Raw genomic sequence first — 24,971 nt, forward strand, 5'->3', positions numbered from 1 at the left:
AGGTCACTCCCCTTTGTTATCTATTTGCTTAAGGATGTAGGCAATTCTTTCATCTGCGTTTTTGAAGTCAGACGGATTGCCACCAAGATTAGAAATAATGGATTCATGCTCTGCTTTATTCATACCTTTCAATTCCGATTCAGTATAATTTATCGGATCATCCTTTTGATTATTAAGCTCTTGGGTTAGTATAAAATATGGATTTTCATTTAAATACTCATAGAGCTTTTTCGGTACTGTTTGACTGACACCTGCTCGAAAGGTTATTCCCATCACATTGTATGTTTTGCCTTTAATAAGCTTTGCAGTAAACACACCAGACCACCTACTCCTTCACTTTCACGATCTTGGCTACGGCGTCCTCTTCTTCAAAAACACTATCCAATTTCGCTGTCAAAACAATGATAAACATACGGCGACGGATGTCCTTATCTACTTCAATCCGAATGTTACGAGAGAAACCGAGAATAATATTCTTCGGATGAGTTAGGATGATATCAGAAACATCGGCTGCAGTATCTCCCTCTCCAATCGTATAAGGCTGTAAATTTGCAATACCTTTGATCGGAACACCAAAAGCAGAAGAAAGGCCACCTTGAACAGCTGCATCCCCTAAATTTGTTTGACGATCAGCTACGCGATCTTTCCATTCGACCTCAATACCAGGCGATGTATAGAAACGGAACTCCTGCGGAATTCGCAAATATTTAGGAGGTACAGCTTTGTATCCCCGCTTGAACGTTTGCCGTGTCAGTTCTTCACCTGCAGCATCAACAATGTGAGATGTGGCTTGTTTTCTAATGCCATCTAATTGTGCAAGATATGAATCGGATGAAGATGTATCACCATTTACAAGCAACTCTTCAATATCAACCGCAGCACGCTCAGCTATCATTTGCATGATTGTATTCTGAAGGCCATCTTTTTCGATGTTGTTTTCAAGTGTGTCATAGGTAATGTTAACTTCAGCAATTACTTCTTTTGTGCTTAAGTTAACTGTGCTAGTTGATGGAACTGACTTTTGATCTTTAGTTAGCGCAACTCCCTCTTGGGCTGCCCTTAAAATACGCTGACCAAAACCGATCTTCTCGATTTTCTGTGTGTCATGGTCCATTTGAATAACTCGCGCATCTCTTAAAATGGTTGGCGTATCTTGTACCATTCGAATAAAAGTTGAAGCCTGAGTAGGATTCATAATCCCGCCGCTCTCTAAAGTAGAAAGCGTCATTTCTGCTTTATTAATAACCTCTTGATTTCTCATTCGTATCCTCCTTATCCATTAAAACAACCCTGACCAGATTGATTTTTGAACTTGTTCGGAACCCGATTCTTCAGTTTGCTTAGATGTTCCGCGACTTTTTTCGATTGCTTCAATACGATCAGCGAGCGGTTGAATAGCTTCTGAAATTGCCTTTTTCAACTTCTCGCCCTCTTTTTCAGTCTCTTCTTCTTTTTCTTTATCTTTCTTATTAAGCTCTTCCTCTTTTTCTAGAGTCTCGAGCCGCTTCTTAATTGGCTCTAATGCTTCTTGAATGGATTTAGTTACTTCCTCCGAAGTCATTTCTTCTTCCCCCTCTTTTGTTTCTACCTGACTCAGTAAATTACCAAGGGCAGCATGAGCATTCTTAATTTCTTGCAGGTTTGAAGCGGAAAACTTTCTACCCGCCTTTGTAACTGGCTCTTCATATGATTGCTGTTGTTTACCCATAAAAAAGTTTTTAAGCAAATTAAAAAGCCCTTTCTCATCTGTTTTCTCTTGAGAAATGGGCTTTTCTTCTTGTTTTTCAATTGTCTCGGCGGTACCAGCCATTGAATAACCGGTAATTTCACCTTTTTTGATTTGCTTCCATACTTCCTCCGAAGCCTTTGTGACAAGGACCCATGAACCCTTTTTGATGGTTTCCCCATTCATTTCAAAGTCAGCAGGTGCAACATAGGATTCAACCACCTCACCAACACCGCCCTGAAAATCATGCTGTTTGTCAATTTGACGAGCATCTTTCAGGAATCCATGTGCGGCCTTTTCTATTTCTGCCGCTGTCATGAAATCCCCGTGTGCGTCCACTGTATCTGGTTCATATACGATTCCATAAACAAGTTTTTGTTCAGCCGCTTCTTTCACGAGGACCTTGACTTCCTTGTAAAAGTCCGGCTGTTTTTCTGACTTCATAAAAAAGAACTGCTTTTGATTAGCAGCCTTGTCCACGTAGGAAACATGTGTGATTTTTGCGTTTACCAATTCTCTTGGCATGTTGTTCACCTCCTTTCAGTTTGTTCATCTGCTTGTCGGTTGTTAATCCGCTCTCTTTCTTCCTTACGATTAGCTCGTTCTTCTTTCCATTCTCGCCATTTTAAAGCACATTTCTTCCATACAAAAGTTAAACCCGCTGAAGCATAATCGATGAATTTCTTTTTCTGTTTTGTGTCATCTGCAAAAGCAAAGTTAATAAACATAGTAAGATAAAGAAATACAAGAGATACTGCAAATATCAAAACCGCAAATTGAATTTTGGGTTTGAAGTCGGCACCCCAAAGAGGAGTATCACCAAAGACAGATAATTCATCAAAAGTTACAAACAGTATAAAAAACAATGACAACCATGTAACTGCATAAAAGGTACTTTCAATAAAGAAAGAGATTCTTAGAAAAAAGCGGAACAGATAATTCATGTCTACAGTTTTCTTATACCAGTTGTAGTCCTTATATACAGTTTCAAAAAGTTTCCAATACTCTTTTTCGATATGATACCTTAAGCTCCCTATCTTAAAAAATAATAATTTCAAACTTTCTTCATCAAAGTTATTTAGATATTGATTAAAAGCTGTTTGAGCCTCAAAATACTTGTTAATTAGCTGTCTATTCCCAAGCTTTGAAACACTTATTTTTTTAGGAGCATAAGTGTTGAAAAAATCATTAATTAACTTAATTTTATACTGTTTATCCTCTACTGCTTCAATGTTTTTAACTGTAAAATACATAGGCTCTATTAACTTTTCTAAGTTACTTTCAGCATTCTTATAAAACCTTTCAAGGTCCTTGTGACGAATATTCGAAATAAAAGCAATAAATGCTGATACAAGAACGGCAATAACAGGTATATACCCCTTTAGTAATTCCAAAAATTCGAAGTTCATGTAATAACCCCATTCTTCAAAATATATGAGAAAATTATACTATATTATTCCATTCTTGCTAAGGCTTCTCTTCGAATTTCTTCTTTTTCTTCGGCTGACAACCCTAAAATCATGTTATCTACCACAGGAGAAAGAACACAATGACAATGAACCCGCTCACCTGCAGATAGTTTAGGATCTCGCGGAAACATGCAGCTCTCGCTACTCCCTGGTATTTGAAATTCTTTATCTACTCCAATGACTGTGCCGTCAAGATCGATGTGATTCTCACGCGGGTTGTTTTTCTTCCCTCCGCTGTGCCGCCACTTCTTTTTCTTTACTGCTGGCGATTGTGCATATGATTCATGCTGAGCAGCAGAGGAAGCAGCAAGCACTTCTGTGATGGCCGTTGTGCGAGCTCGCTCCCTATCAAATTGCGGCATTTCTTTGAGGGCCAACTCAATGTCCTCAATCGATGAACCGTTCTCAATGGCATCTGTCAGAGTGTTCTCCACAGCTTCATGAGTGTTTAACTTCATGATCTGAGCCAGTTTTTCAGACCAATCCTTAATCCAATTTATCGTTCGATTGGATAAGACTTTAAAAGGAACTTCTGGATCTATAGAGTCCATGATGACTACGGCCAGCTCTTCAATGGTTTGTTGTAGGAATCCCTCAGTCAGTTCCTGAAATTCCTCCTCGAAGTCATCCTCCGCAAAAAGGTTCTGAGTAAAAAACACCAGAAGGGCTTCTAACGTCTCTTTCGAATCTTTGCTTACAAGACCTTTAAGACTATCTAAAAACTTCTTACGCTGGCGTCTGAGTAATCTGGCAATGGCTTTTTCATATTCTTCGACAAAACCGGGTATCATAGAAAGGCCGGGGAAATCAGGTATAGACTCCTCCAAATTCTTGCCCTGATTTTTCTCGGCTTTTTGAATGAATGCGTTCAAACTGTCCAATAGCTTATCCGTTTTGTTCATCTCTTCAGATCCTCCAAAACATCCCGCATATCTTTTAATAACCCAATCATATCAGGAGTACCGGCCTTAGATTTAAACAACGTAGCCAAAGGATCAGAAGCAGACTCATTGCTATTCTTACCTAGCGGCCTATTGTATTCTTCTTCCGGCCATTCTTCAAGCGTCTTTCCGAGCACCCTTCCGGCCAGATCACGTAGATCATTCGGAGAAACTGCACCTGCTGTTATAAACGGTGTTAGAACCTTAGCAATCTCAAGCGGATCTCTAAAGTCTGGTCCTTTTAGCTGAAGACGAACCTTATGAATTTCAAGATCATTTAGAAATAAAGCATTCAGTTTACCTGTGATTAACTTTCGTTCAGGCTGAAAAACTTGTTCCTCGGTAATCTTTCTTGCTGTGTCAGCCGTTGCTCTGTTGTAATCTTGAGCTTCACCTGTATAAAGTGGAGGCAAACGAAAAGCCGATCTAATTTTGTCTCGGCTCTTTTGTTCATATTCTAGAAACAAGGCATCTTCTTGAAGGATCTCAGCAAGTGACTTAATATCAACTTTTACTGGAGCAATCTCTTCATCGCCATGAATGTTTTTGCCCTTCGCTATGCCTTCCGCTTCAAGTAATAGGAACTTATGAGCGTTCTCCACTCCTTCTAGTCCATTCATATAATCCTGCAATTGTGTGTAAGAATCCTCTGACAACATACCATTTTCAATTGTAATGGCAGCGGGAATATGTCTACCTTGCTTGAAGTACATGAAGTTCAGCTCTTCTGCTTTACGAGCTCCGTACAGATTAACAATATGGCCGATCCATCGAGGCTTCCCATAAGTACCGCTTCCTATCTTGAAATGAACCACTTCATTTGCTTGTTTTTCGAATGGAGTCTGTTCATCATATTGGCCAGTCTCTAAATTTAAAGTACGGGGATCACCATACTCCTTAAAGTAAACCATACGGCCGTCAATCATCTGAACATACTTACGAAATCGTTTTTCTCTTTTGATTGATTTCATTTGTCCTTGTTCGAAGTATGTAAAATCAACTTCGATTGGTTCAGACAGTTTGCAAACTCGTACATTTTGAACGTCCATGTATTCAATGCCGGCTGGCTTATTTTCACCGTTTCGGATAACCTCAATAAATCCATTACCGGTCTTTTCTCGGTCTTCAATAACAAAGCCGAGTAAAGTCTCAGCTGACTCATCAAATTGAAGATATTTAACGAACTCTTCAAGCTTTATCCATTCGCTTTCAGCTTCTGTTTTTTCTTCATTTGTCACATCTGGCGAATTTACATCAAACGAGTACTCAAAATCAAACCCAAAGCCCACAATATTTGTTCTGTAGGCATCAACACATTGCTGTAAGATTGTTGAATATTCAGCAATCATTTTTAACTCTCTAAGATTATACGGAGGCGGTAAAATATTGCTGTCATAACTGTCCGCAAATTCATCTTCATAAATTTGTTTAGTTGATTCAGTAGGTGGAGAAGCTTTAATCACTCGTGCTTTAACAGATTGTTTTGACATGCTTTACCTCCTTCCTGGTCTTATCTTTGCGGTCTTCCTCTTGATTCTTCTTTCAAATCGGTTACCTCATAATCATCAAGTGCGTACCAGATAGCTGATAGTGTATGCGGGTCTATGGTGAACTCATCTTCTATGATGTTCCCCAGCTTATCAGTAGCATAAGTGAGCGGCTTAAGCTCATAAATCGTGTTCTCGCAACAGTCAGAGCAAATAATCTTCCTGAACCGTTTGATCTTCTTTGTGTATTGGAGGCGTGATCCTTGGTACTTTCGGGCGCCCACCATATTAAAACCATGCTGTTGAAAATATCGGATTGTCTTTGGCTCTGCTGAATCCGCCTTGATTAATTCCTGTGTCTCGACAAATTCTTTGAGTTCTTCGGCAGTCTTATCGTCCGTTAGTCCATTTTTGTAATACTCCCAGTAGATATAGAGATATTTCTTCTCGTGATCTACAGCAACTCTAACAACGGCGTTATACGACTCCACAAAACCAAAGTCCATGCCAACTCGTTTAAGAGGGCGGTTAATATCAGCGATAGCCTTCAAAACCTCTTCATGCGGTAGCTCTTCGAATTGTGGCAGTACCCGAATTCCATTCACGCCAAAATGACCTTTCCGCGCAATCCGGTAAAGGTCTGGGTCATATTCCTTCAATTCTTCAAGTTGCTGGACATAGCTTTCTGGCAGAAAAAGATTATCATCCGCCGTTGAGTGATGATAATAGGTGTCATCGCTAACGATTATCCTCTTTTCATAAAGCTCCTTATCATCCAGGACAAAGCGCTTCTCCCTATCATCCTTGAAGAAATGCTTAAAAGTCCAATTGTCCTCTCCGACTGGATTTGTTGAAAGAATCATATGGAGCGGCAATGTCGGATGACGAAGACGTCCTAACAGCTCCTTGAATCCCTCATACTTCACTTCAGAACATTCCTCAATCCAAATGAGCGAAATATTATTGATTGATTTCAGTTTTGCTGGCTTATCCATCCCTTTAAAGATAATCCTGCTGCCATTTGAAAATCGAATCTGCATAGGAGAAGATACACACCTAACGATATGATCTAATTTCAGATCACTTACAATTTCATCAAAAAGAGAAAATGTTGAGTCCCTATGTGTGTCGTATACCTCTCTGATAACGAGTGCAGTACGCTTTTCTTTGAGCAATTTCAGAACAATCTTCAAAGCAACATGATAGCTTTTGGATGATCCATAACCACCCACGAGAAACTGAAACTTTTGATTCCAGTCAAAGAGAAATTCTTTAAAATGGGGATTTACTTGTTTAATCACTGTCATCACCTTTGTTTACAATGGTGATTTCAAAAGGTTTATCTTCTTCTGTAAGTTCTTCAATCTCTAATTTTTTCTTGTCTATACTTAAACGCATATGCTCCAATTTAAAGCGTCGTTCGTCTTCCGCATGGGCTAATTCATCAAACTGTTTAATTAGGTTCCTGAGCTCTGCCATTGCCCGAGATTGAGCGTTCAAGAACGTGGCATGACGGTCCCAAGAAAATTGGAATTCATACTCTTCCTCTTCGACTTCGTTTGTCTCAGATAGGACAGATTTTTTCTTTTTCTGTTCCTTAATCATTTCTTCCTTATCAGAAACGAACATGATTTTTTGTGCCCTTATAATTGCAGCATATTGAATCTGTATCTGATCCCATATCATATCGACAGGGGATCGCTCCTGTATCCCTTCCATGATGGATAGCGTTTCTTCTGGAATGAATTTAGAGAAGAATCCATGAGTTACAGCGTTTTGATTTCTCAGTGGAGCAGCACCACCTTTATTTCCTAGTGCATTTTTATTTCCAAGCGGTGCTCTTCCTCCCTTGTTTCCTTTTGCATTTTTGTTCCCTTTAGGTGCGCCTAGACGAAAAGGAGCGCTCCCTTTTGATTTAGGAGCGCTCCCATTCATTTTTTCTGCCCATTTATCGTTTGCTTTCCATTTGCGGACAGTGCTGCTTGCTACGTTTAACTGCTTGGCAATGTCTTTTAACTTCTTGCTTCCACTGCTCTCTTCCCACAAACGAAAAGCTTCGTCTCTACGTGGATCTCGTGGTCTTGGCATTACATCTCACCCACCTCCGGACCTCATGTTTGAGTTTGTGTTTGTTTTAATAGCTTTTGCTGATGTGTCGCTATGGCACCTTAGACAAAATATTCATTTCTTCTTTTTTAGACTTAAATCTATGTCGAAAATTATTGTGAGGCATACCTTATACTATCTCCCCTAAAGGAGGTGGAAATATGGGATTCTTCGGTGGATATTCTAACGGAAATACTGGTTACTCAAATGGATATGGTAGCTCCTTCGCTTTGATCGTGGTGCTATTCATTTTGTTAATCATTGTTGGAGCTACATTCCTTTATTAGTCTTGAGGCATTTTAATCCAAACGGCCTTTTGGGAATTCACCTCCTTGTACGACAGACGCCATAAGAAGTTTTTATGGCGTTTTGCTATGTTATTAACTTTACCGATCTGCCAAAGTTTCTTAAATCAGCGTTAAAATAAAAAGAGAGGATCATTCTAAAGCCTCTCTTTTTATTTTCTTTTATGGCTACTTTCACATTCCTGGTTCAGTGGTGAAATATTAAAAGCACCCCTAAGGATGCTTTTTTATTTTCTGCTCTTTATGTAATCTTCCTTACTGATACCTAAAAGCTCCGCAGAATGCTCATCAGCTGAATGTTCTAAATGATGCATTTGGTATTTAACGAATTCTTCTTCAGTAAATACCTTTTTATCGATGAGAATATCAATTAGAGCTTCTAAAGTGCATTGACGGTTTACCGATCCGCCTGCCAACTGTTCTAACAAATGTTGTTGATTAACATTAATTGATCTTGTCATGCTTTCACCTCCTACCTTAATATCGGCAAGATATTTTGACAAAGAACATTTTGCAGAATTTGTCGAACAAAAAAGCATCCCTTAGGATGCTCAATTTTATTTAATCCAATCTCTTAATTCTTTAACTGTTTTATACGTTTTAGCCCAAGCATTATTTTGTTCGAGATACTCCATACCATCAAAAGTAACTTTTGCATGATTTAGCAATGTCATTTTTACTGGGTTCCCCATTCCACCTCTGATGACAGTTGCATTTTCAATTAAATTTTTTCCTTTCATCATTTCTAGAACTTCACCGAAAAATTGAAGTTCTACATCATAATCAGTATATTTTGGCTCATTGCCATTATCAATTTCTTTTAAAATACTATAAACTAATTTCCTGCGATCCATTTCCTCACCCCCCACCTTATTATCGGTTAAGGAGGTTGACAAAGGAACCATTTGCAAAATTTGTCGAATGATTTATATCTTGTGTACTATATAGTTTAGGTGGCTCAATAAAATTCTGCCGCGCCGACCTTCCTCCCATTTTACACTACAGATTTTTTCGGATTCAACAAGCGCTCAAAGTGGCAATCTTGGCATAATTGGCTGATCAATTCATCCTTCATTTTTCGTACAGTTTCCCTTGAAATGCCAAGGTGAAGACCTATTGCGCGGTAGCTCATACCCTCCATCATGCAATCATAAATGACTTTATGCTGCTCCCCTTTGATTATTTCGGCACCTAACTCCGCTGCATATACTCGCTCTTCATAATACTTAAGCCGTTTGAGAAGACGTTCCTCTCTCATATCCATTTGCCGCAATTCAACCTGACTCTTCCCGGGACTTCCTTTTGGCATAGCAGCTTCTAATCCGTATTGAGCAACACCCCAATTTTTCATAGGAATTGCTGAACCATAGAGTACTCTCTGCAACCGTTGAACCTCTTTCACTATCCAGTGATAGCTATTGATTAGATTTTCAATTTCTTTTCGATGCATGATTGTGTCCTCCTTTTCCAAATAAAAAACGGACACCAAACAAACAGCGTGAATGCTGTAAGTTCAGTGTCCGCAGGCTTTCCATCTTGGACCGATTATTATTATTTTTTAAAAATTAAATCTCTAACTTATTATAATAAGTATAGTCATCGGTGGTTTTTAGGAATATTTTTTCTATATTCAAGACTTTTTTATATTCACCAGCTCTATAAATCAGTCTATTAGACAACCATTCATCAAAATCACTATTATTGTTTAATGGCTTTCCAACGATAAATTTCTTTGCTGGTTTTATCCTATTAAACTCGCTTTGTTTACTATTTTCTTGCACACATACAACATGAAATGAAATTTCGGTACTCCTATAATCAATATCTAAAACTGACAATAATGTTTTACAATGTATATAGCCGGAGAACAATTGCCTTGTAAGTTTTTTTAAATCATTAGACCCTGTAAATTTAAGTTCAAAAATATAGCAATGGTACGTACCATCATCTTTTTTTTCTAAAAATATCCCATCTGGAAACTCTTTCAAATGAAAAAAGTCTAATCTACTGCTCTCGGGACTTTGTTTTTTTTGAATACAGAAAAGTTTATAAAAAATCTTCTCCGGTTTAACCGATAGTTCTAATTTCATCTCAGCATTCTTTTGTGGATTTTGTATTTTCTCCGACAAATATATAGAACCATTTACTTTCAATATGTCGTCTTTTTTTATTAAGGTCATTGTTGGAATCATATATACTACCCTCAATATTCGTCAATATCATTTTGTATAGATAGTGTTTTTTCATATAATTCGTTTAGCTCTTCTGTGAATAAATCGATCTCATAACCATATTTTGTTTTTTCTTTCTCTTCTAAGAAAGATTCATCGCCAATTTTCTTCAATTCATAAACCTTGGATTGAACTTTATCATCCATTAAAATAAAATTATTAAGATGAGAATAGAATACGTCACTATGTGTCGTCAAAGTAATTTTAATCCCTTTTTCAATAAGGCTTTTTAGATATCCTAATAATTCTCTCATTCCTTTTAAAGACAAATGCGCCTCAGGTTCTTCAATAATTACTTCTTTGTATTGTCTACCAACTGGAGGCATAATTATAAGGTATGGAATTAATCTATTCTGTTTTGTAGAAAATAATTCTCTTTTGATTTCAGTACCCTCATGCGTGACTAAACTTTTTATATCTCCCTCTTCATCAAAAATAAGTTTCCCACCAAAAATTTTGGTTAGATCAGGGTCTACTTTATAAACGTTTTCGAAGTCTGGACGACGAAAGCGATTTAAATTATCTTTATAATTCAAATATGCAAGATTAAATAAGTGCTCACTATACCTTACTTTCGTGTTTTCTCTTGAAAATGAATAGCGACTTTCTAAATTTTCTTTTATAGTTTTTGCTAGAGCAACGTCCATATATAAATTTCTCTCAGAAGGCAAAAATAAGGTATTGATATTACGAGTTATTCCTGTGAAAAAACCTCCTATAAAGTAATTTCTTATTTGATCTTGCATCATAATTACCGGTTCATAAAGATGTTTTTTCACTTTTATGATATTTGGATCGGTCTCTTCATTCATAAGGTATTCGGAAGCGGAAGGGGTATCAAGCATAATAGGAACCCTCATAAAAAAAAGATCGGCTTTATCAAACATTTCAAGCATTAATATTTCAGGATCGAACATAATCAAATTACATTCAATATAAGTTATATCGGCTATACGTGGAGTATCAAATAATTCAAAATCCAAATCGGAATTTTCAACCATTAGTATTTCTTTATTCAAAGCTTCGATAGTTGTTTTCTTAAAGTGTTTAAATTGCTCAGCTATATCTTCATTCATTGACTTACGAATACTACTATCCAATTGGTTTTGCAAAGTAAATTCAAAAGAAGATCTAGGCTCTTCTTTTTTAAAATCTTTTGATGTTTCACTAATAAACTTATTAATTTCAGTCCAATCAGTATCAAACTTCAAATAATCAGAGTACTTTTCCCTTAAATTTTTTATAACGTTATGTAGATGTTTGCTGTATGAATTCAAAATAAATGTTTTAGCTTCTAATAGCAATGTCTTACCTGAACCGTTATCACCAACAATTACTGTCAAATCTTTATCGTCAATTAAAGCTTTTTTAACCTGACCAAGGTTTTTAAGTTCTATTTTCATATTTAACCCCGCTCTCAATACTCGTTATAAACATTATATACTAAATCGTTAGTTAAAAAACATTTTCAGATAAAACAAACATGATTTTCGTTCATCAATTTTTGACTAAATTCTTTCCGGTAACAAAAGAATATGTACTACTCAACCATAAGTATTCCGCTCTTTAAAGTGAGCCGAGCCGTGAATAAAATGATTGTCCCTATTCAAAGCAAGTTTGCTTTCATGTCCGGCCTTTAATACCACCGTACTACCCCGAGCGTCTGATTATCTCGGGCAGCAGGCATTCAGGAGGATTCTATATATAAACTAAGTTCACAAAAAATTAACAAAAAATACCTTGGATATTTTTGTATTCCATGTAATAATACAGTTGTATTAAAAAACTAAGGGAGTGTTAAAAATGAAATTGAAAAAAGTTTTAACTGGTACTGCATTGTCACTTGCTTTGCTTGTTTCTGCCGCTCCTGCCTTTGCCGCAAGCCCTACTGATACTCATTCTGAAGAAAGTCAAACAAAGGAAGTATCTGCATTAGGTACCCTAGTTGTTCGTGGACTTCCTTCTGATCCAGACCCTGGACAAACAATCACTATCAACGGAACAACATATTATTTAGACAGTGTTACTTTTTATCCTGATGGATCTTATATCGCCTACTATTCAAGTTAACTATGAGGAGGTTTATAGCCTCCTTTTTCTTATAGTTCTACTACCTGTTTGATAGTCATTGACTTGACGACACATTAGAAGTTCAACTTGTAATGGCACCCACCATAAAACTCCCTTTCATTGCTTACCTGACTTTGTAACCTATTTCATGATCAACCCGCGCAAAGCTACCCTTTACAGTTTGAATCACCGTTTTACCGTGCTCAGGAGCATCTAAGACATGTGCTGTACCTTGATTCCCATCTAAAACAATGATCTTAACTTTTCCTGAGTCAATTTTCTGCTGAATAGTGAAGTCTTTTTTGATGTTTATTTCTCTTGGATTGTACACTCAAAGCGCCCCCTATGTTATGATAGAAGTACCAGTTCATATCAAGAACACTGAGGCTAAGCGCTTCGGTGTTTTTTATTTTTAGGCAGAAACCTCTCTTATCATGACTTCCACCCTCGGCTCTTCGCTATAAAACTTACTGACTTTCAAATCCACAACCTGACTATCATCTTTGTATATCAGATGATTCAAAGCATCTTTCACACCCTTTACATAGTTATCAACGTCGGGCTTTGTGGTCGGCCTCAGAAGACCTTTTTCGGCTTTTTCTTTCTTCTTTGATGAGTTTGAAACCGATTTTGGCATTGGTCTGTACACTTTGACATCCATTGAGACAGGACCAGTAATAACTTTTTCTGGTCGATGCTGAGACGCAACCAAAGCTACATACTGCTTGAAATACTTTGATTTCGCTGGATCTCGCATATGCACCTTCCCATTTCGTATTGATCCACGCGGCCGTCCTTGTGCGACTGGCTCTCCATAAACAGTGAACTTAATGCAATCCAACTGTTCTTTACCTCCCGTCAAGCTGTTCCCATAGCTGAATTTCTTTTTCTATTCTCGGTGCGGAGAGTAAAATTGCCAGCAGAGACACGACTGCTTTAAGCACTCAGCATCCGCTCCATTTGCTTTATTTTTTCCTCAAGTAAACGGATAGTTGGTGTAAGATCTTTACCTTCTGTAGGACTTAAAGGTCCGAATATATAAAGTCCACCAGTTGCTTTTACATTCGTTTTCTCCTTCATTCCCAATCACCTAACCTATGATTTAATTGCATTCGATCGCCTTTAATAATCACTATGTAATCACGACACATCTGGTGAATTCGTGAACCAAGAGACTCGTCTATATCCAAAAACTCATCAATTGTTAACTCCGAAGAAATCAGCAAAGGCTTATGATTCAAATAACGATAATTTAGGACTGACTGAATTTGTTCAACCTGCCAGTCGGTTGCCCTTGGTTGACCGTTTATTGGTTTGAATAAGTCATCAATGAATAGAACTTCGACCTTTCTCATGGCATCGAGTTTTGCTTCTAAATTGTCAAAGTCAGCTTTCAAATCACCCATGCCCTCTACATAAGGGAAATACATGCAGTGTACTGATTTTTTCTTGATCAGATTATTCATAATCGCCGTGAGCAAATGAGTTTTACCGCTACCTGGCTGTCCAAGTAATGCGATACTGTTTTGCCGTTCTCCTTTGATTTTTTGAAAATCTTTATAGTATTCCACTGCACACTCATAAGCGTCCTTGATCATGTCAGGTTTACCATCCGTGATGAAGTTACCAAAGAGAAGCTTTTCAAATTCTTCTGTAATGCCACTAGCTGCCATGAGTCTGGCAATTTTCTTTCGTCTCACACATTCACACTGTTTTGAATAAGTATCTTTCCATTCACTAGCTTTATCCGGCGTACAAACCTTACCTAACAGAAAATCATCTTCCGACACCATATCGTCTGGAACCATAAGGTCTAACTGTTCATCTAAATGCCAAGAAGTGTCCTTATGGACCCGATAAAGGACAATTCCACGATCCTTACAATAAGGACAATCAAAATCAGCCTTTTCTTCGGATGCGGCCTGTTTTGTTCCCAAAAAGCGGGCTGACTTTTCCCGAAGTTCCTGCATGATTGTTTGAAATGCGGTGTCTATACTGACTGCTTTGTTTATAGCCATATTGTTTCTCCTTTCTCTTTTGAGTGAATGGATTTGATAAGATGGCTTGAACGTATGACAAACTAGCTGCTTTCCCCTTTAATTGAAACGCTGTCTTGATAGCCTCCATCACTTTTTCTTCACCATAATCGTCGACCATGTATCCAATTCGCTGTGCCTCAATCGGGCCGACTGACCGAGCAACTTTGTTTTCATATAGCTCAAAGGCATTTTTCATTTTGTCATCGACCTCCTGATGTTCAATCTCAGCTGGTTCCAAAGCTTTTTTCTTCATGTAATTTCCTAGCTGTATGTAGTCTGCATAGTGAAGTATGGTGACGATGAACCCTCTTTTTTGTGGAAGACGGTCCAATTTGATATATTCTTGTTTCTCCATTCGGTCTAGTGAGTATTTGATCTGTGCAGCTGACCAGTTAAAATCTTTTGCAAGTTCCACAACTTTGATAATGGTCTGCCCAAGTTCTAGCTCTTGATTTTGCCTGTATTCAGCTCTTTTGAACAAGTGGTCATAAATTTTTTCATCCCTAAACTCTTTGAATGGTAGTCGGGGTATGACTACATACCCCATTGCTTTTATGTCCAAGTCAACCACCTACTTCCTTTCACAGAGTGCAGTTATATCATGGATGCCGACCTCAATCGAATGGAAGTTCATCTTCTTTTATATCTACAGGCTTGCCGTCAAAAGGATCAGCTTCTTGTTCGCTTGTTTTTTCCGGTTCGTCTTTGTTTGAAGACTCGGAATCGATAATTTCTGAACTATCCGCTTCATTGGTAATGTCAATCCGTTCCCTTGTTTCATCTTCCTCAATAACTGCTTTTTGCATTTCCACAGAGAGAATTCCCCACTTACTTAAAACTGCTTTTAATACAGTCTTAAGAGCCATCGCATCCCAGTCATTTTTCCATCCAAAATCAGATTTACTGAATTTCTTTTTGTGTTTCTCCACTTGTGCCTTTGTCCAGTACACTGTTTTTCGGAAGCCATTTATCAACTCAAAATAAGCTGCATAACCAATCACTGCGTCTGATTCTCGTTTTTCAAAATCAATCTCGATCTCCTCAGTCAGCGGATTCCACTTCTGCAATTCGCCTTCATGAATCGGTATGCAATTGATGGATTTATATTGGCCTGTTCGTAAGGCTAGCTGTATATATCCTTTGTATCCTAGCTGGAATTGAGCCTTTCCTCCATAAGGAACTATCCAGGCATACCCTAAGTTTTTATCTATAGGTAGGTCGAGTGTAGCTGCCACCATTGCAGATGAAATAACGCTCATAGGATCTGTTTTCTGTAACATCTGCTCGCTGTTATAAAGGCTTAAGATAGAAGCCGTAAACTGTGTAGCCCTCTTCCCTAACACTTCCTCAAATCGCTTAATAACAGATGGTGAGGAAAGCAAGCCTTTCATGGTTGCTCCTTGAGGTTGCATAGGTGCGCTTTTTTGTTTCTTTTGGATGTTGTTCTTAATTGATTGATTAGTAGCCATAATCAGCTAACCTCCTTGATTCCAAAACGTCTGAAATGAGTTTCCTTTTTGACCTTTTCGTAAATATCCGGAAACTGCTCTTTCAGCTTTTTCGTGTCAACTCGATTTGAGACAACTGGCTTCCAACAAGCTTGATAGTTTCCAATAAACCCATACTCTGCATCCTTCATTTCATGTTTGATCTGATTTTCTAATTCTTTTGCCTGGCTTTGAAGCTCTGAGATCTGTTCTTTAAGAAGCAAGTATTGTTGAATACGTTCTCGATTAGCCCCAGTTAAATCAATGGCTTTGTTATTTTCCGTTTCGGCATATCGTTTTTTGAGGTATTCCTCCGCAGCACTTGAACCATCTAAAGCAGGAGCTTGTCCGCCTAATACCTTGTCATTCCAGAACTCAATCTCTGCTTCAAAGATCATGTCAATTAACTCGTCGTCTCTCTCAATCTCTTTCCAGACAAATTTGTTCCCGCCGATCAGCACAGCAAAATAAGCTTTCCGGTATTCAGGTCCAAGTACACCCAGATAATGCTGGACCTGAACGATATAGCTCTCGGGGATTTCTTCGTTCTCCCATTCCTTTAAGTTGTAGGCTGATGTTGTTTTACATTCAAGGACCGCTTTTTCACCAACGATCATTCGATCAACATTGGCCAAAATGAAATCATGTTCTGGATGTCTGAGTATTGCTTTTTTACGTCTAACCTTCTTTCCACTACGTATCTCGAATTCTTTTGCAACAATGTCTTCTAGCAATGATCCAAAGTAAGCAGCTTCACTTTGCGATTCACTAACAGGGACCTGTCCTGTTTTGTTTAACCATAACTCAAAAGGTGTCTTCCATTTGTTCAGCCCCAAGATAATGGATGCATCTGAGCCGCCAATTCCTTTTCTCCTTTCAATAAGCCATTCATCGCGGCTCATTTCAAAAGTCTTAGCAAGAACCTCAGCCCGTTTGCTTGTCATACCACCTAACCCCCATTGTTTTTAATGAAGCTATCTGATAAAATATTTATACATGAGTTTTTATTGATAGCCTTTAAAGAAGTCCACTTTGTCCGAGTGGGCTTTTTTATTGCGCATTTTTAAATTCAAAACCAAGTTGCTCCTTTAGATATCTTTCCAAGTTCTCTTTCAGAATGATTTCACCGCCATCAATTACATAATCATCAACTGGTGTTACTTCATCACCATAAAAATCAATTCGCACATCCGTTTCAGTCAGCTTATCGTGCCAGTTGTTTATGACCATTGGGTTTTCGACCATTCATATTCTCCTCTCTGAATTTGTCTGCACGTCTATCCCATAACAGATGAAACTCACTATTGTTACGTATCATCGCACACCATTTACGAACTTCCAGAGCAGTTGCGGGCTTATGAACAAAATGAACCATCATCCTATATACCTGCTCACTACAGTCAAGTTGATGCCTCGCTGTTGCATTTTCAATGCTGTTTCATAAAGACGTCCTTTGTTTGCCAGTCGGCTAATATCCTCAGTAAGAACCTTGATACTTCCAGCAAGACTAATAGCTTCTTCATAATCACCATCACGTAATGCCTCTGACAGCATGATTGATAGCTCTTCTGCTGATTCGATTTTTCTTTTTGCGATAGGAACATCTGACTTCAAGAAATGATTAGTATTCATACTGAAACCGCCTGCCTTCCTTCTTGTTTTGCCATAGCAACTTGATCAACTAGAGCTTTCCGCGTCCACCTATCTGCAAGCTCCTGCATTTTCAACCCGTGAGTACGAACAAGTGAATAAATCAATGTTTTGTTAGCCGCAATCAAATCAAAAATCTGCTTAATATCGGCCATCGGCAGCTCCTCTGTTTTACCTAGTCGGTTATCCGTAAGCCAACGGGCTAAATGTTTGGTTGCTTGTAATGCTTCCTCCAATTGGTGAACCATATTAATCACCGCATTACTTGCACATTCATTAAGTGCTGGATCAATAGGAGCAGCCGCTGTTGGGTGAAGTTTGAATAAGTAATGGACAAGATCAATATGTTCATAGGCATCGCACTTCTCAAACCACTTGATACATAACTCTGGAGTGAGCTTGGCAAGTCCATTTTCAACATCTGAAACATACCTTTGATCCTTACCTCCGATTAATTTGCCGATTTGGTATTGGGAAAGACCTGCAGTCTTACGGGCACTACGCATAATCTGCGGTAAATTCCGCATGTTGTATGGGTTGTTCTCCATATGTTTGCCTCCTGATATATTGGATTTTCAGTTTTAAAATTGAAGTTAATAGACCATGCTGTTTATAAATGACTTAGGCTGATTCCTTTTTATTTTGTTGCGCAAGCTTCTCTTGGTGTTCATTCATGCGCTGAACAAGTATGCCTCTGAGGTATTTGTAAGCTTTGGCCTCTGCCTGTTCAAACAGCGGTCCTTTTTTCAAGATGACTTTCATAATTAAGCCCCCTTATCTGTACTTGTTTCATATTCAGGACACATTTTGTGTCTACTCTGAGCAAAAAAAATTTCATCTACAGTTGTTCCATAATAGTCTGCGATCTTTTTGGCCAGACTTAAGGAGGGAGTTCTATCCCCTCTTTCAATTGCCCCTAGCATCTGTGGAGTTATGTTTAAGTCATTAGCAACAACTGTTCTTGACGTGTTTCCACGTAAGGAAAACAAAACTTCCCTTTCCACTTATATCACCCCCTCAGAAACGTTTTGTTTCCTTTTACGATTTATAATATACAGGACACAAAACGTGTCCGTCAAGTGTTTTTGGAAACTTTTTGTTTCCAAATGTAGAAACGCTTAGTTTCCAAGTTATAATTAATAACAAGGAGTGAGTGTATATGTTAGGTAAAAGGATAGCAGCTTTAAGAAAAGAAAAAGGTCTAAGCCAATATGAACTCGCAGACAGATTAGGCTTTTCAAGAGGAAAACTTGCTAATTATGAACAAGGCACTCGCGAACCTGATTACGAAACATTAATCAAAATAGCCGACTTTTTTGATGTATCTACAGACTACCTTTTAAGAGGAAAAGATAAATCATCCAATATAATCACTGACGATGCAAAAAAAGTGTTAAACGATCCTGAAACGTTCCTTGCAGCAAAAGACGGTGAGGTAACAGATGAGATCTTACAGGCTGCTTTGGAGATTATAACGGAGCAATTAAAAGAAAGACGGAAATCAGATAAATAATCGCAGTTAGTTTATTATTATTTATTTCTGTTTATTATGTTTAATTCTGTTTACTAATAAGATTTAGATTCTCATTTATATCTCAATCATATCCTCATTTATAAAATGATTTTTGAACCCCCTTAGAAACCCTTACGAGACAAGGGTTTTTGTTGTTTTTGTTGTTTTTCTCATTTATATTTTCATTTATGTTTCTTTTATATTCTCTTATATAAAAAAAGAGCGTTTATTGTGAGGAAAACTGCAGAGTATCGAAATGGGAAAAAGGGATCTTCTTATTAAAAACCTTGCAAGGAGTAAGTGAAAAAAATAAACAATACAATTATCGTTACGACAATAATTGTTTCTTTATTAAAATTTTTATTGTCTTCATGCTCTTGTTTCTTTTTTTAATCTCTTCTCTATATTTTCTTTAAACCTCTTTCATCTTATAATTCATTTTCATGATTAAACTCCTTTGATGTCCATTTATCTTCCTTGCCCCTTTCACTTGCAATTTTAATACTTTACAAATAATTACACCATTTAAAAAAGGATTAGGATTGGCAATAGCTTTTCACTCAATGGTGTAATTTGGCTCTCTTTTATTAAACAGATTCATATACCATCACTTTAGATGTTTTTCCCTATGAAAAAAGTCTTAGTTTCCCCTATAATATTTAACGAATCCAATTTTTAGATTGTCGTCTTTAAGGAGGTTTTTCATCTTGAGGTATACAAACAGTCATTTAGAGGATTGGATTGAAAACTTATACAGGAAGATTGATATTACAGAGCCTGAACAAATTAATTTTGAACGGATTGCTGAGTCATTAGATATCAGGCTTTCATTTAAACCTGTTACAAGCTTCGCACTAAAACACAGCGGGATTTATAATATATGCTTGGACAGCCGAAAAAGCCGAGTTGAACAATGGTATGATTTTGCTCATGAATTTTGCCATATATATAGACATGAAGGCGATAAAAAAACAATGCCTGCAACTTGGACTGATTATTTAGAGTGGCAGTCCAATTATTTTACATATCACTTTTGCATTCCAACTTTCATGTTGCGTAATATTAATCTTTCGTACATTCAATCACATGCAATTGAAAATGTAGCTTGGTTATTTAAGGTATCTCCTTCATTCGCTAAAAAACGTTTGAGCATTTATTACAGAAAGCTGACTCAACATTTATTTAATCAAACAGTTACGGGAAATCTGTGCACCCCCCTTTTGTAATTAATAATGAAATCCTCATGCATTTACGCGCATTGAAAAAAACTAAAAAAGACGTTTCCCTTCATGATCCGATCGGGCAGGACAAAGAAGGGAATGAAATAAGCCTGATCGACGTATTGAAATCAGAAAACGAAGATGTAATTGATACGATCCAGCTCAATATGGAGCTTGAAAAAGTGAAACAATACATTGACATTCTAGATGACCGTGAGAAGGAAGTGATAGTCGGGCGATTTGGGCTTGATTTGAAGAAAGAAAAAACGCAGCGTGAGATTGCCAAAGAGCTCGGTATTTCGCGCAGCTATGTATCGCGGATTGAAAAGCGGGCGCTGATGAAGATGTTTCATGAGTTTTATCGGGCGGAGAAAGAGAAGCGGAAGAAAGCGAAGGGGAAATAATGCAGAAGAAGCCGGATCTCATATTCCGGCTTTCTCTAATTCATTTACATGCTTCTTTTAAAACTTTTCGAAACTTATGGAGACAGAATATACGAAAGAGGTATGAAAAATGTCCAACTAACAGCTTGTCTCACTATCTCAACTTGTCAGCACTGATAAGCTCAATTATCATTTCCGAGAAAAACGGTCTGGATCATAGCAAATGACTTGACTTATAAGTCCCTTGCCTGCATCCTCCCTCAACCGATTCAAAGCCAGACGTTCTAAAAGGTCACCAGAAAATCCTTCATCGGCATACTTCAGCACATCCTTAGTCCCTGCTTTCTTTATGCAGGCCTCGATCTGGCTGTCGATGCTCGATCCCTTGATCGCTTGTTCCTCGGTCGATACCCTTACATATATTGCTATCCCTGAATCTCCTTCCTATAAAGTTTTATTAAATAATGATAGTAATCGTTAATGCATTTGTCAGTTTGCGCTCCCTCGATGAATATTACCTTCATAAAATGCATCACCCCTTGGGTAATGGTATGTAATAACTGTTTGTCCTAATGAGGTGATTTTCAATGAGTAAAAAAAGAAAAAACTAGCTACAAATCAGTAACTAGTTTTCACCTTAAAAGATTTAAATGTTTGGTTTCACCATATCTTCTGGTTTAACCATCTCATCAAATTGTTCTTCCGTTAGCAATTTAAGTTGGACAGCAGCCTCTTTTAACGTCAAGCCTTCTTTATGAGCAAACTTAGCAATTTTTGCAGCATTTTCATATCCGATATAAGGATTCAATGCTGTGACAAGCATCAAAGATCCGGAAAGATTTTCTTTAATGGTTTTCTCATTAGGTTCAATACCAACCGCACAATGATCATGGAAAGATTTTATTCCATCACTCAATAACTGCACGGATTGAAGGAAGTTATAGATAATAACTGGTTTAAATACATTTAGTTCAAAGTTACCCTGACTTGAGGCAAAACCAATAGTTGCATCATTCCCCATAATTTGTGCCGCAATCATGGTAAGGGCTTCACATTGAGTAGGGTTGACTTTACCGGGCATTATGGAGCTACCTGGCTCATTTTCCGGGATTGAAACTTCGCCAATACCACAGCGAGGACCGCTTGCAAGCCATCTAACATCGTTCGCAATTTTCATTAAATCAGCAGCTAATGCCTTCATAGCACCATGTACATACGTTATTTCATCATGACTAGTTAACGCATGAAACTTATTAGGTGAACTTTTAAAATGTTGGCCTGTAAACTTCGAGATCTCCTCTGAGACAACTTCTCCAAACTGTGGATGTGCATTAATGCCTGTCCCTACAGCCGTACCCCCGATAGCAAGCTCACGCATTTTATCAGTTGCTTCCAATATCATTTCTTTCGAACGATCAATCATATATACCCAACCGCTAATTTCTTGTCCAAGCGTAAGAGGTGTAGCATCTTGAAGATGTGTACGACCTATTTTTACAATGTCATTGAATTTTTTTGCTTTTTCATCTAATGTGTTCCGAAGTTGATCAAGTACAGGAACTAATTGTTCATAGATAGCTAATACACCTGCAACATGCATCGCTGTTGGGAAAGTGTCATTCGAACTTTGACTGCGGTTCACATCATCATTTGGATGTATGGTTTGGATAGAGCCTTTCTCTTTAAGTAAAGATGTTGCAAGGTTCGCTATAACTTCGTTAACATTCATATTGCTTTGTGTACCGCTTCCCGTCTGCCAAACAACGAGTGGAAAATTGTCATCAAATTTGCCTTCAAGAATTTCATCACAAACTGCGGTAATAACCTCTGTTTTTTCACTATCTAAATTCCCTAAACGATTATTAGCAATAGCTGTACTGCGCTTCAATATAGCAAAAGCTTTAACAATACGTTTTGGCATTTTTTCAGAACCTATCTTGAAGTTCTCTTTACTACGTTGTGTTTGCGCTCCCCAAAACTTATCAGCAGGCACCTTTATTTCTCCAAAAGTATCTTTTTCAATTCGATAGTTCATTAAAATAGTCCTCCTTCTGAACACGAAAATAGTTTAAAATTGATATAAAAATTTATTTATTTTGCTGCTAAATTTAGCTTAACACTAATAAATCATGATGTATAATGCATAATAAATATGATTTCAATTCCTTTATGTAATGATTATAAGAAGAGAGGTTTTTTTATGGAATGGGAACAATTAGAGTACTTTCAAACTCTTGCTCGTATACAGCATGTAACCAAAGCTGCTGAAATGTTATCAATAACACAGCCAGCACTTTCTCGGTCTATTGTTAGATTAGAAAATCACTTAGGTGTTCCGCTTTTTGATAGACAAGGGCGGTCCATTAAATTAAATAAATATGGGAAAATATTCCTCAAGAGGGTTGATTCCATGATTCGAGAATATACAGAAGGAAAGGAAGAAATTCAATCTCTTTTAAAACCGGATCAAGGTGAAGTGTCTTTAGGCTTTTTACACACCCTAGGTACAACAATAGTTCCAAATTTAATTGGAACGTTTAAAGATAATTACCCAAAAGTTCAATTTCAATTAAACCAGTCTCACTCTAATTTGCTTTTAGATAAACTAAAATCAGGTGAGCTTGATCTCTGCCTACTTGCTTCTTTTCCAGTCGAATCACATATAATGTGGAAACCCTTATGGAAGGAGGAGCTTTTTTTATTTTTGCCAAAAAAACATGTGTTAGCTACTCATGAGGATATTACGTTAAACGAAATAGCTAATGAGCCTTTTGTTTTAATGAAAGAAGGTTTCGCTCTGCGAGTGACAATAGATCATATTTTTGAGCAAGTTAATATTACCCCAAACATTGTATTTGAAGGTGAAGAAGCTACAACAATCGCAGGTTTTGTTGCAGCAGGTCTTGGTGTTTCAATTCTTCCTGATTTTAAAGGCTTAGACCAAACGAATATCGCAAAGGTTCGAATTAGTTGGCCAAGGTTTGAGCGTGCAGTTGGTCTCTCTTGGATTAAAGGGAAGCATCTATCACCTGTCACTGAAAACTTCAAGCAATATATCATCAATCAGTTTCCTCAAATAGATTCGATATAGTATGAAATTACTGTTGTTGATGGCACGTCATAGATCCTAGAAATGAAAGCAAAAAAAACACACCATAAATTTCTTGTGTGTTATCAAAAGAACTTTCTGTAACATCACCCGCGTACCAAGTCCTTAAAGCATTCGATATCGCAGGATTGCATATTCAGGTAAGTTGGTGTGGCTGATCAATGTTTGATTTTAATTGAAATAAAATTCGCTTTCCTTACTAGTATCTCCGGTACTCTAGAAGATGCCAGCTTTAGATACAGACGTCGAAGAATCCTTTATAACAGAATCTGCGAGAGAGAAATCAAACTTTATTTGCCAAATACTCTTCTATCGCTTTTAAAGCTTTCTTTTCTCCTCCTGATTCTTTAAAGCTTTTACTTATCATTTTGACATTTTCACGATATGAAGGAGTGGATAATATGAGTTGCACAGCTTCTTGCAGATTTTTTACACTGACTTCATCAAGGGTATGTTTCGCTTTCGCAGTTCATCATCAATGATAAGCTGATTCATGTCATGTAACTTTCTGGTGATGAAAAAACTACTCCATTTTTACTCCACAATCTGTTTGTATTCTTTTTGTTTTTCACTGCTAAAAATGAGGAAAAAATAACAAATATGAGCTGCAAGATAATTCCAACCGCCAATGAATAATTAAGGACATTCTCTAATGCAAAACCTGCTATAAGAAACCCTTCAGATAACATAATGAATAATACTACATAGTTTATTCTTAACTTCATAATTTACATCATCCTCCCTTTCATTATTGTTCTATTGATAACATTCACATTAAAATTAAGTACGGAACAAAGATGAGGAAAAAGTCGTTAAAAATAAAAACAATCATTTGTATATTTAACAATTGCTTCTGTTTTGGTATCTCTCTATCTTCTCATGATTGCAAGTATAATTTTTTTCAAACCGAATTATTATCATTATCAGTCTCTCCTATTTATTTTTGAAAATCGTGATACACTTTCTCAAAAGTCTCAAATGATAGCGAAAACTTAGATGTTTTCTCGTTACGATAATTGAGTCACTATGGCAATTTGATTGACCTTTTTGCTCAAACTCAATAAGTGCATTCTCCATTTATTTCTGATTGATATTGTACGATTTCCATTATTCTTTTAAGATGTAACCCTAGTTTTCATACTCTCCTTTCAGAATCAGTAACAAAACCTTAAGTTTTTAAAAGTCTACGTTATTGATCGAAAAAAGGTTTCGAAATAAGATGTTCCTCCAATAGA

The 24,971-nt window shown here is 37.3% G+C and carries 32 protein-coding genes and 6 pseudogenes; 6 read left to right on the plus strand and 32 right to left on the minus strand.

What is annotated here, in order from left to right; genetic code table 11:
• Positions 1-3: 3 nt before the first annotated feature.
• From MOC09_RS16840 to terS, 8 genes and pseudogenes are all read right to left on the minus strand, one after another.
• Positions 4-315 (minus strand): YqbF domain-containing protein, encoded by a 312-nt coding sequence (locus MOC09_RS16840; protein ID WP_268371184.1) that lies wholly within the window; start codon positions 313-315, stop codon positions 4-6.
• A 10-nt stretch (positions 316-325) separates the two neighbouring features.
• On the minus strand, positions 326-1,261 hold the full coding sequence (locus tag MOC09_RS16845) for a phage major capsid protein (RefSeq protein WP_003229922.1): 936 nt from the start codon (positions 1,259-1,261) through the stop codon (positions 326-328).
• An 18-nt stretch (positions 1,262-1,279) separates the two neighbouring features.
• Complete coding sequence (locus MOC09_RS16850) at positions 1,280-2,251, minus strand: XkdF-like putative serine protease domain-containing protein (RefSeq protein ID WP_268371187.1); 972 nt, start codon at positions 2,249-2,251, stop codon at positions 1,280-1,282.
• Positions 2,252-2,256: 5 nt separating this feature from the next.
• Complete coding sequence (locus tag MOC09_RS16855; protein WP_152425540.1) at positions 2,257-3,135, minus strand: hypothetical protein; 879 nt, start codon at positions 3,133-3,135, stop codon at positions 2,257-2,259.
• Between the two features lie 44 nt (positions 3,136-3,179).
• Positions 3,180-4,097, minus strand: a complete 918-nt coding sequence (locus MOC09_RS16860) for a phage head morphogenesis protein (protein WP_268371192.1) — start codon at positions 4,095-4,097, stop codon at positions 3,180-3,182.
• The gene (locus MOC09_RS16865) at positions 4,094-5,626 is read right to left on the minus strand and encodes a phage portal protein (protein WP_268371194.1); all 1,533 of its coding nucleotides are present in this window, start codon (positions 5,624-5,626) and stop codon (positions 4,094-4,096) included. Before MOC09_RS16865 ends, MOC09_RS16860 begins: the two co-directional genes overlap by 4 nt.
• A 3-nt stretch (positions 5,627-5,629) precedes the next feature.
• Positions 5,630-6,924 (minus strand): annotated as a pseudogene (locus tag MOC09_RS16870) (PBSX family phage terminase large subunit).
• Positions 6,917-7,711: a phage terminase small subunit gene (gene terS, locus MOC09_RS16875; RefSeq protein ID WP_268371196.1), complete on the minus strand. Its 795-nt coding sequence runs from the start codon at positions 7,709-7,711 to the stop codon at positions 6,917-6,919. Before terS ends, MOC09_RS16870 begins: the two are co-directional and overlap by 8 nt.
• A 179-nt stretch (positions 7,712-7,890) precedes the next feature.
• Here terS and MOC09_RS16880 point away from each other — a divergent pair, with 179 nt between their 5' ends.
• Positions 7,891-8,016, plus strand: a complete 126-nt coding sequence (locus tag MOC09_RS16880; RefSeq protein WP_061669944.1) for a YjcZ family sporulation protein — start codon at positions 7,891-7,893, stop codon at positions 8,014-8,016.
• 245 nt (positions 8,017-8,261) lie between these two features.
• Here MOC09_RS16880 and MOC09_RS16885 read toward each other — a convergent pair whose 3' ends face one another.
• The 5 genes from MOC09_RS16885 to MOC09_RS16905 form a co-directional block, all read right to left on the minus strand.
• A complete protein-coding gene (locus tag MOC09_RS16885; RefSeq protein ID WP_268371198.1) occupies positions 8,262-8,495 on the minus strand; it encodes a hypothetical protein in 234 nt (77 codons plus the stop codon).
• A 96-nt stretch (positions 8,496-8,591) separates the two neighbouring features.
• On the minus strand, positions 8,592-8,888 hold the full coding sequence (locus MOC09_RS16890; RefSeq protein ID WP_268371200.1) for a YjcQ family protein: 297 nt from the start codon (positions 8,886-8,888) through the stop codon (positions 8,592-8,594).
• A gap of 140 nt (positions 8,889-9,028) precedes the next feature.
• Positions 9,029-9,484 (minus strand): sigma-70 family RNA polymerase sigma factor, encoded by a 456-nt coding sequence (locus MOC09_RS16895; protein ID WP_268371202.1) that lies wholly within the window; start codon positions 9,482-9,484, stop codon positions 9,029-9,031.
• 115 nt (positions 9,485-9,599) lie between these two features.
• Positions 9,600-10,226, minus strand: a complete 627-nt coding sequence (locus tag MOC09_RS16900; protein ID WP_268371204.1) for a hypothetical protein — start codon at positions 10,224-10,226, stop codon at positions 9,600-9,602.
• Positions 10,227-10,237: 11 nt separating this feature from the next.
• A complete protein-coding gene (locus MOC09_RS16905) occupies positions 10,238-11,668 on the minus strand; it encodes an AAA family ATPase (RefSeq protein WP_268371206.1) in 1,431 nt (476 codons plus the stop codon).
• Between the two features lie 400 nt (positions 11,669-12,068).
• Here MOC09_RS16905 and MOC09_RS16910 point away from each other — a divergent pair, with 400 nt between their 5' ends.
• The gene (locus MOC09_RS16910; RefSeq protein ID WP_105953550.1) at positions 12,069-12,335 is read left to right on the plus strand and encodes a transcriptional regulator; all 267 of its coding nucleotides are present in this window, start codon (positions 12,069-12,071) and stop codon (positions 12,333-12,335) included.
• A gap of 124 nt (positions 12,336-12,459) precedes the next feature.
• On the opposite strand, the gene MOC09_RS16915 is transcribed toward MOC09_RS16910, so the two are convergent.
• The 13 genes from MOC09_RS16915 to MOC09_RS16975 all read right to left on the minus strand — a co-directional run bounded on the left by MOC09_RS16915 (position 12,460) and on the right by MOC09_RS16975 (position 18,515).
• A complete protein-coding gene (locus MOC09_RS16915) occupies positions 12,460-12,666 on the minus strand; it encodes an XtrA/YqaO family protein (protein ID WP_268371210.1) in 207 nt (68 codons plus the stop codon).
• Positions 12,667-12,747: 81 nt separating this feature from the next.
• On the minus strand, positions 12,748-13,176 hold the full coding sequence (locus MOC09_RS16920; protein WP_268296641.1) for a RusA family crossover junction endodeoxyribonuclease: 429 nt from the start codon (positions 13,174-13,176) through the stop codon (positions 12,748-12,750).
• 95 nt (positions 13,177-13,271) lie between these two features.
• Positions 13,272-13,421 (minus strand): hypothetical protein, encoded by a 150-nt coding sequence (locus tag MOC09_RS16925; RefSeq protein ID WP_080332533.1) that lies wholly within the window; start codon positions 13,419-13,421, stop codon positions 13,272-13,274.
• Positions 13,412-14,353 carry an ATP-binding protein gene (locus MOC09_RS16930; RefSeq protein WP_268371213.1) on the minus strand — a complete coding sequence of 314 codons (942 nt, stop codon included), beginning with the start codon at positions 14,351-14,353 and terminating at the stop codon, positions 13,412-13,414. Before MOC09_RS16930 ends, MOC09_RS16925 begins: the two co-directional genes overlap by 10 nt.
• Complete coding sequence (locus tag MOC09_RS16935) at positions 14,235-14,921, minus strand: DnaD domain protein (protein ID WP_268371246.1); 687 nt, start codon at positions 14,919-14,921, stop codon at positions 14,235-14,237. The genes MOC09_RS16930 and MOC09_RS16935 overlap by 119 nt, the downstream gene beginning before the upstream one ends.
• Before the next feature lie 67 nt (positions 14,922-14,988).
• The gene (locus MOC09_RS16940; RefSeq protein WP_268371215.1) at positions 14,989-15,843 is read right to left on the minus strand and encodes a recombinase RecT; all 855 of its coding nucleotides are present in this window, start codon (positions 15,841-15,843) and stop codon (positions 14,989-14,991) included.
• A 2-nt stretch (positions 15,844-15,845) separates the two neighbouring features.
• Positions 15,846-16,805 (minus strand): YqaJ viral recombinase family protein, encoded by a 960-nt coding sequence (locus MOC09_RS16945; protein ID WP_268371217.1) that lies wholly within the window; start codon positions 16,803-16,805, stop codon positions 15,846-15,848.
• 106 nt (positions 16,806-16,911) lie between these two features.
• A complete protein-coding gene (locus MOC09_RS16950; protein ID WP_268371219.1) occupies positions 16,912-17,106 on the minus strand; it encodes a YqaI family protein in 195 nt (64 codons plus the stop codon).
• Entirely contained in the window at positions 17,066-17,239 is a 174-nt protein-coding gene (locus MOC09_RS16955) for a hypothetical protein (protein WP_122060486.1), read from the minus strand. The genes MOC09_RS16950 and MOC09_RS16955 overlap by 41 nt, the downstream gene beginning before the upstream one ends.
• Positions 17,236-17,493, minus strand: a complete 258-nt coding sequence (locus tag MOC09_RS16960; protein WP_268371221.1) for a YqaH family protein — start codon at positions 17,491-17,493, stop codon at positions 17,236-17,238. The genes MOC09_RS16955 and MOC09_RS16960 overlap by 4 nt, the downstream gene beginning before the upstream one ends.
• Positions 17,490-18,059, minus strand: a complete 570-nt coding sequence (locus MOC09_RS16965; protein ID WP_268371223.1) for a helix-turn-helix domain-containing protein — start codon at positions 18,057-18,059, stop codon at positions 17,490-17,492. Before MOC09_RS16965 ends, MOC09_RS16960 begins: the two co-directional genes overlap by 4 nt.
• 73 nt (positions 18,060-18,132) lie before the next feature.
• Positions 18,133-18,273, minus strand: a complete 141-nt coding sequence (locus MOC09_RS16970) for a hypothetical protein (RefSeq protein ID WP_088679343.1) — start codon at positions 18,271-18,273, stop codon at positions 18,133-18,135.
• Positions 18,274-18,275: 2 nt separating this feature from the next.
• Complete coding sequence (locus MOC09_RS16975) at positions 18,276-18,515, minus strand: helix-turn-helix domain-containing protein (RefSeq protein WP_268371225.1); 240 nt, start codon at positions 18,513-18,515, stop codon at positions 18,276-18,278.
• Positions 18,516-18,670: 155 nt separating this feature from the next.
• On the opposite strand from MOC09_RS16975, the gene MOC09_RS16980 reads away from it, so the two are divergent.
• Positions 18,671-19,024 (plus strand): helix-turn-helix domain-containing protein, encoded by a 354-nt coding sequence (locus tag MOC09_RS16980; protein ID WP_021480133.1) that lies wholly within the window; start codon positions 18,671-18,673, stop codon positions 19,022-19,024.
• Positions 19,025-19,302: 278 nt separating this feature from the next.
• Here the strand turns inward: MOC09_RS16980 and MOC09_RS16985 are convergent.
• A pseudogene (locus tag MOC09_RS16985) lies at positions 19,303-19,469 on the minus strand (hypothetical protein).
• A gap of 262 nt (positions 19,470-19,731) precedes the next feature.
• Here MOC09_RS16985 and MOC09_RS16990 point away from each other — a divergent pair.
• Positions 19,732-20,250 carry an ImmA/IrrE family metallo-endopeptidase gene (locus tag MOC09_RS16990; protein ID WP_268371228.1) on the plus strand — a complete coding sequence of 173 codons (519 nt, stop codon included), beginning with the start codon at positions 19,732-19,734 and terminating at the stop codon, positions 20,248-20,250.
• Positions 20,250-20,648 (plus strand): annotated as a pseudogene (locus MOC09_RS16995) (sigma-70 family RNA polymerase sigma factor); the annotation flags it as partial. The gene MOC09_RS16990 and the pseudogene MOC09_RS16995, both read left to right, overlap by 1 nt.
• Before the next feature lie 171 nt (positions 20,649-20,819).
• Here MOC09_RS16995 and MOC09_RS17000 read toward each other — a convergent pair.
• The 3 genes and pseudogenes from MOC09_RS17000 to fumC all read right to left on the minus strand — a co-directional run.
• Positions 20,820-21,017: pseudogene (locus MOC09_RS17000) on the minus strand (recombinase family protein); the annotation flags it as partial.
• A pseudogene (locus MOC09_RS20195) lies at positions 20,975-21,151 on the minus strand (hypothetical protein). The pseudogenes MOC09_RS20195 and MOC09_RS17000, both read right to left, overlap by 43 nt.
• A 122-nt stretch (positions 21,152-21,273) precedes the next feature.
• Positions 21,274-22,662, minus strand: coding sequence for a class II fumarate hydratase (fumC, locus tag MOC09_RS17010; RefSeq protein WP_268371230.1), 1,389 nt, complete (start codon positions 22,660-22,662; stop codon positions 21,274-21,276).
• A gap of 165 nt (positions 22,663-22,827) precedes the next feature.
• Between fumC and MOC09_RS17015 the strand changes: the two genes are divergently transcribed.
• A complete protein-coding gene (locus tag MOC09_RS17015; protein WP_268371232.1) occupies positions 22,828-23,718 on the plus strand; it encodes a LysR family transcriptional regulator in 891 nt (296 codons plus the stop codon).
• 459 nt (positions 23,719-24,177) lie between these two features.
• Here MOC09_RS17015 and MOC09_RS20275 read toward each other — a convergent pair.
• A pseudogene (locus tag MOC09_RS20275) lies at positions 24,178-24,252 on the minus strand (hypothetical protein); the annotation flags it as partial.
• Positions 24,228-24,461, minus strand: a complete 234-nt coding sequence (locus tag MOC09_RS17020) for a hypothetical protein (protein WP_268371234.1) — start codon at positions 24,459-24,461, stop codon at positions 24,228-24,230. The pseudogene MOC09_RS20275 and the gene MOC09_RS17020, both read right to left, overlap by 25 nt.
• Positions 24,462-24,971 lie beyond the last annotated feature (510 nt).

The organism is Bacillus sp. N12A5 (genome assembly GCF_026790125.1).
GTDB lineage: Bacteria > Bacillota > Bacilli > Bacillales > Bacillaceae > Bacillus.

Bases quoted from the DNA above. Each gene is read 5' to 3' on its own strand.
- MOC09_RS17015 (WP_268371232.1), top strand. From the start codon at position 22,828: ATGGAATGGGAACAATTAGAGTACTTTCAAACTCTTGCTCGTATACAG.
- MOC09_RS17020 (WP_268371234.1), bottom strand. From the start codon at position 24,461: ATGAAGTTAAGAATAAACTATGTAGTATTATTCATTATGTTATCTGAA.
- MOC09_RS16880 (WP_061669944.1), top strand. From the start codon at position 7,891: ATGGGATTCTTCGGTGGATATTCTAACGGAAATACTGGTTACTCAAAT.
- MOC09_RS16945 (WP_268371217.1), bottom strand. From the start codon at position 16,805: ATGACAAGCAAACGGGCTGAGGTTCTTGCTAAGACTTTTGAAATGAGC.
- MOC09_RS16900 (WP_268371204.1), bottom strand. From the start codon at position 10,226: ATGATTCCAACAATGACCTTAATAAAAAAAGACGACATATTGAAAGTA.
- MOC09_RS16950 (WP_268371219.1), bottom strand. From the start codon at position 17,106: ATGGTCGAAAACCCAATGGTCATAAACAACTGGCACGATAAGCTGACT.
- MOC09_RS16960 (WP_268371221.1), bottom strand. From the start codon at position 17,493: ATGAATACTAATCATTTCTTGAAGTCAGATGTTCCTATCGCAAAAAGA.
- MOC09_RS16905 (WP_268371206.1), bottom strand. From the start codon at position 11,668: ATGAAAATAGAACTTAAAAACCTTGGTCAGGTTAAAAAAGCTTTAATT.
- MOC09_RS16955 (WP_122060486.1), bottom strand. From the start codon at position 17,239: ATGATGGTTCATTTTGTTCATAAGCCCGCAACTGCTCTGGAAGTTCGT.
- fumC (WP_268371230.1), bottom strand. From the start codon at position 22,662: ATGAACTATCGAATTGAAAAAGATACTTTTGGAGAAATAAAGGTGCCT.
- MOC09_RS16930 (WP_268371213.1), bottom strand. From the start codon at position 14,353: ATGGCTATAAACAAAGCAGTCAGTATAGACACCGCATTTCAAACAATC.
- MOC09_RS16865 (WP_268371194.1), bottom strand. From the start codon at position 5,626: ATGTCAAAACAATCTGTTAAAGCACGAGTGATTAAAGCTTCTCCACCT.
- MOC09_RS16850 (WP_268371187.1), bottom strand. From the start codon at position 2,251: ATGCCAAGAGAATTGGTAAACGCAAAAATCACACATGTTTCCTACGTG.
- MOC09_RS16895 (WP_268371202.1), bottom strand. From the start codon at position 9,484: ATGCATCGAAAAGAAATTGAAAATCTAATCAATAGCTATCACTGGATA.
- MOC09_RS16910 (WP_105953550.1), top strand. From the start codon at position 12,069: ATGAAATTGAAAAAAGTTTTAACTGGTACTGCATTGTCACTTGCTTTG.
- MOC09_RS16845 (WP_003229922.1), bottom strand. From the start codon at position 1,261: ATGAGAAATCAAGAGGTTATTAATAAAGCAGAAATGACGCTTTCTACT.
- MOC09_RS16855 (WP_152425540.1), bottom strand. From the start codon at position 3,135: ATGAACTTCGAATTTTTGGAATTACTAAAGGGGTATATACCTGTTATT.
- MOC09_RS16970 (WP_088679343.1), bottom strand. From the start codon at position 18,273: ATGAAAGTCATCTTGAAAAAAGGACCGCTGTTTGAACAGGCAGAGGCC.
- MOC09_RS16980 (WP_021480133.1), top strand. From the start codon at position 18,671: ATGTTAGGTAAAAGGATAGCAGCTTTAAGAAAAGAAAAAGGTCTAAGC.
- MOC09_RS16940 (WP_268371215.1), bottom strand. From the start codon at position 15,843: ATGGCTACTAATCAATCAATTAAGAACAACATCCAAAAGAAACAAAAA.
- terS (WP_268371196.1), bottom strand. From the start codon at position 7,711: ATGCCAAGACCACGAGATCCACGTAGAGACGAAGCTTTTCGTTTGTGG.
- MOC09_RS16965 (WP_268371223.1), bottom strand. From the start codon at position 18,059: ATGGAGAACAACCCATACAACATGCGGAATTTACCGCAGATTATGCGT.
- MOC09_RS16885 (WP_268371198.1), bottom strand. From the start codon at position 8,495: ATGACAAGATCAATTAATGTTAATCAACAACATTTGTTAGAACAGTTG.
- MOC09_RS16860 (WP_268371192.1), bottom strand. From the start codon at position 4,097: ATGAACAAAACGGATAAGCTATTGGACAGTTTGAACGCATTCATTCAA.
- MOC09_RS16890 (WP_268371200.1), bottom strand. From the start codon at position 8,888: ATGGATCGCAGGAAATTAGTTTATAGTATTTTAAAAGAAATTGATAAT.
- MOC09_RS16935 (WP_268371246.1), bottom strand. From the start codon at position 14,921: ATGGGGTATGTAGTCATACCCCGACTACCATTCAAAGAGTTTAGGGAT.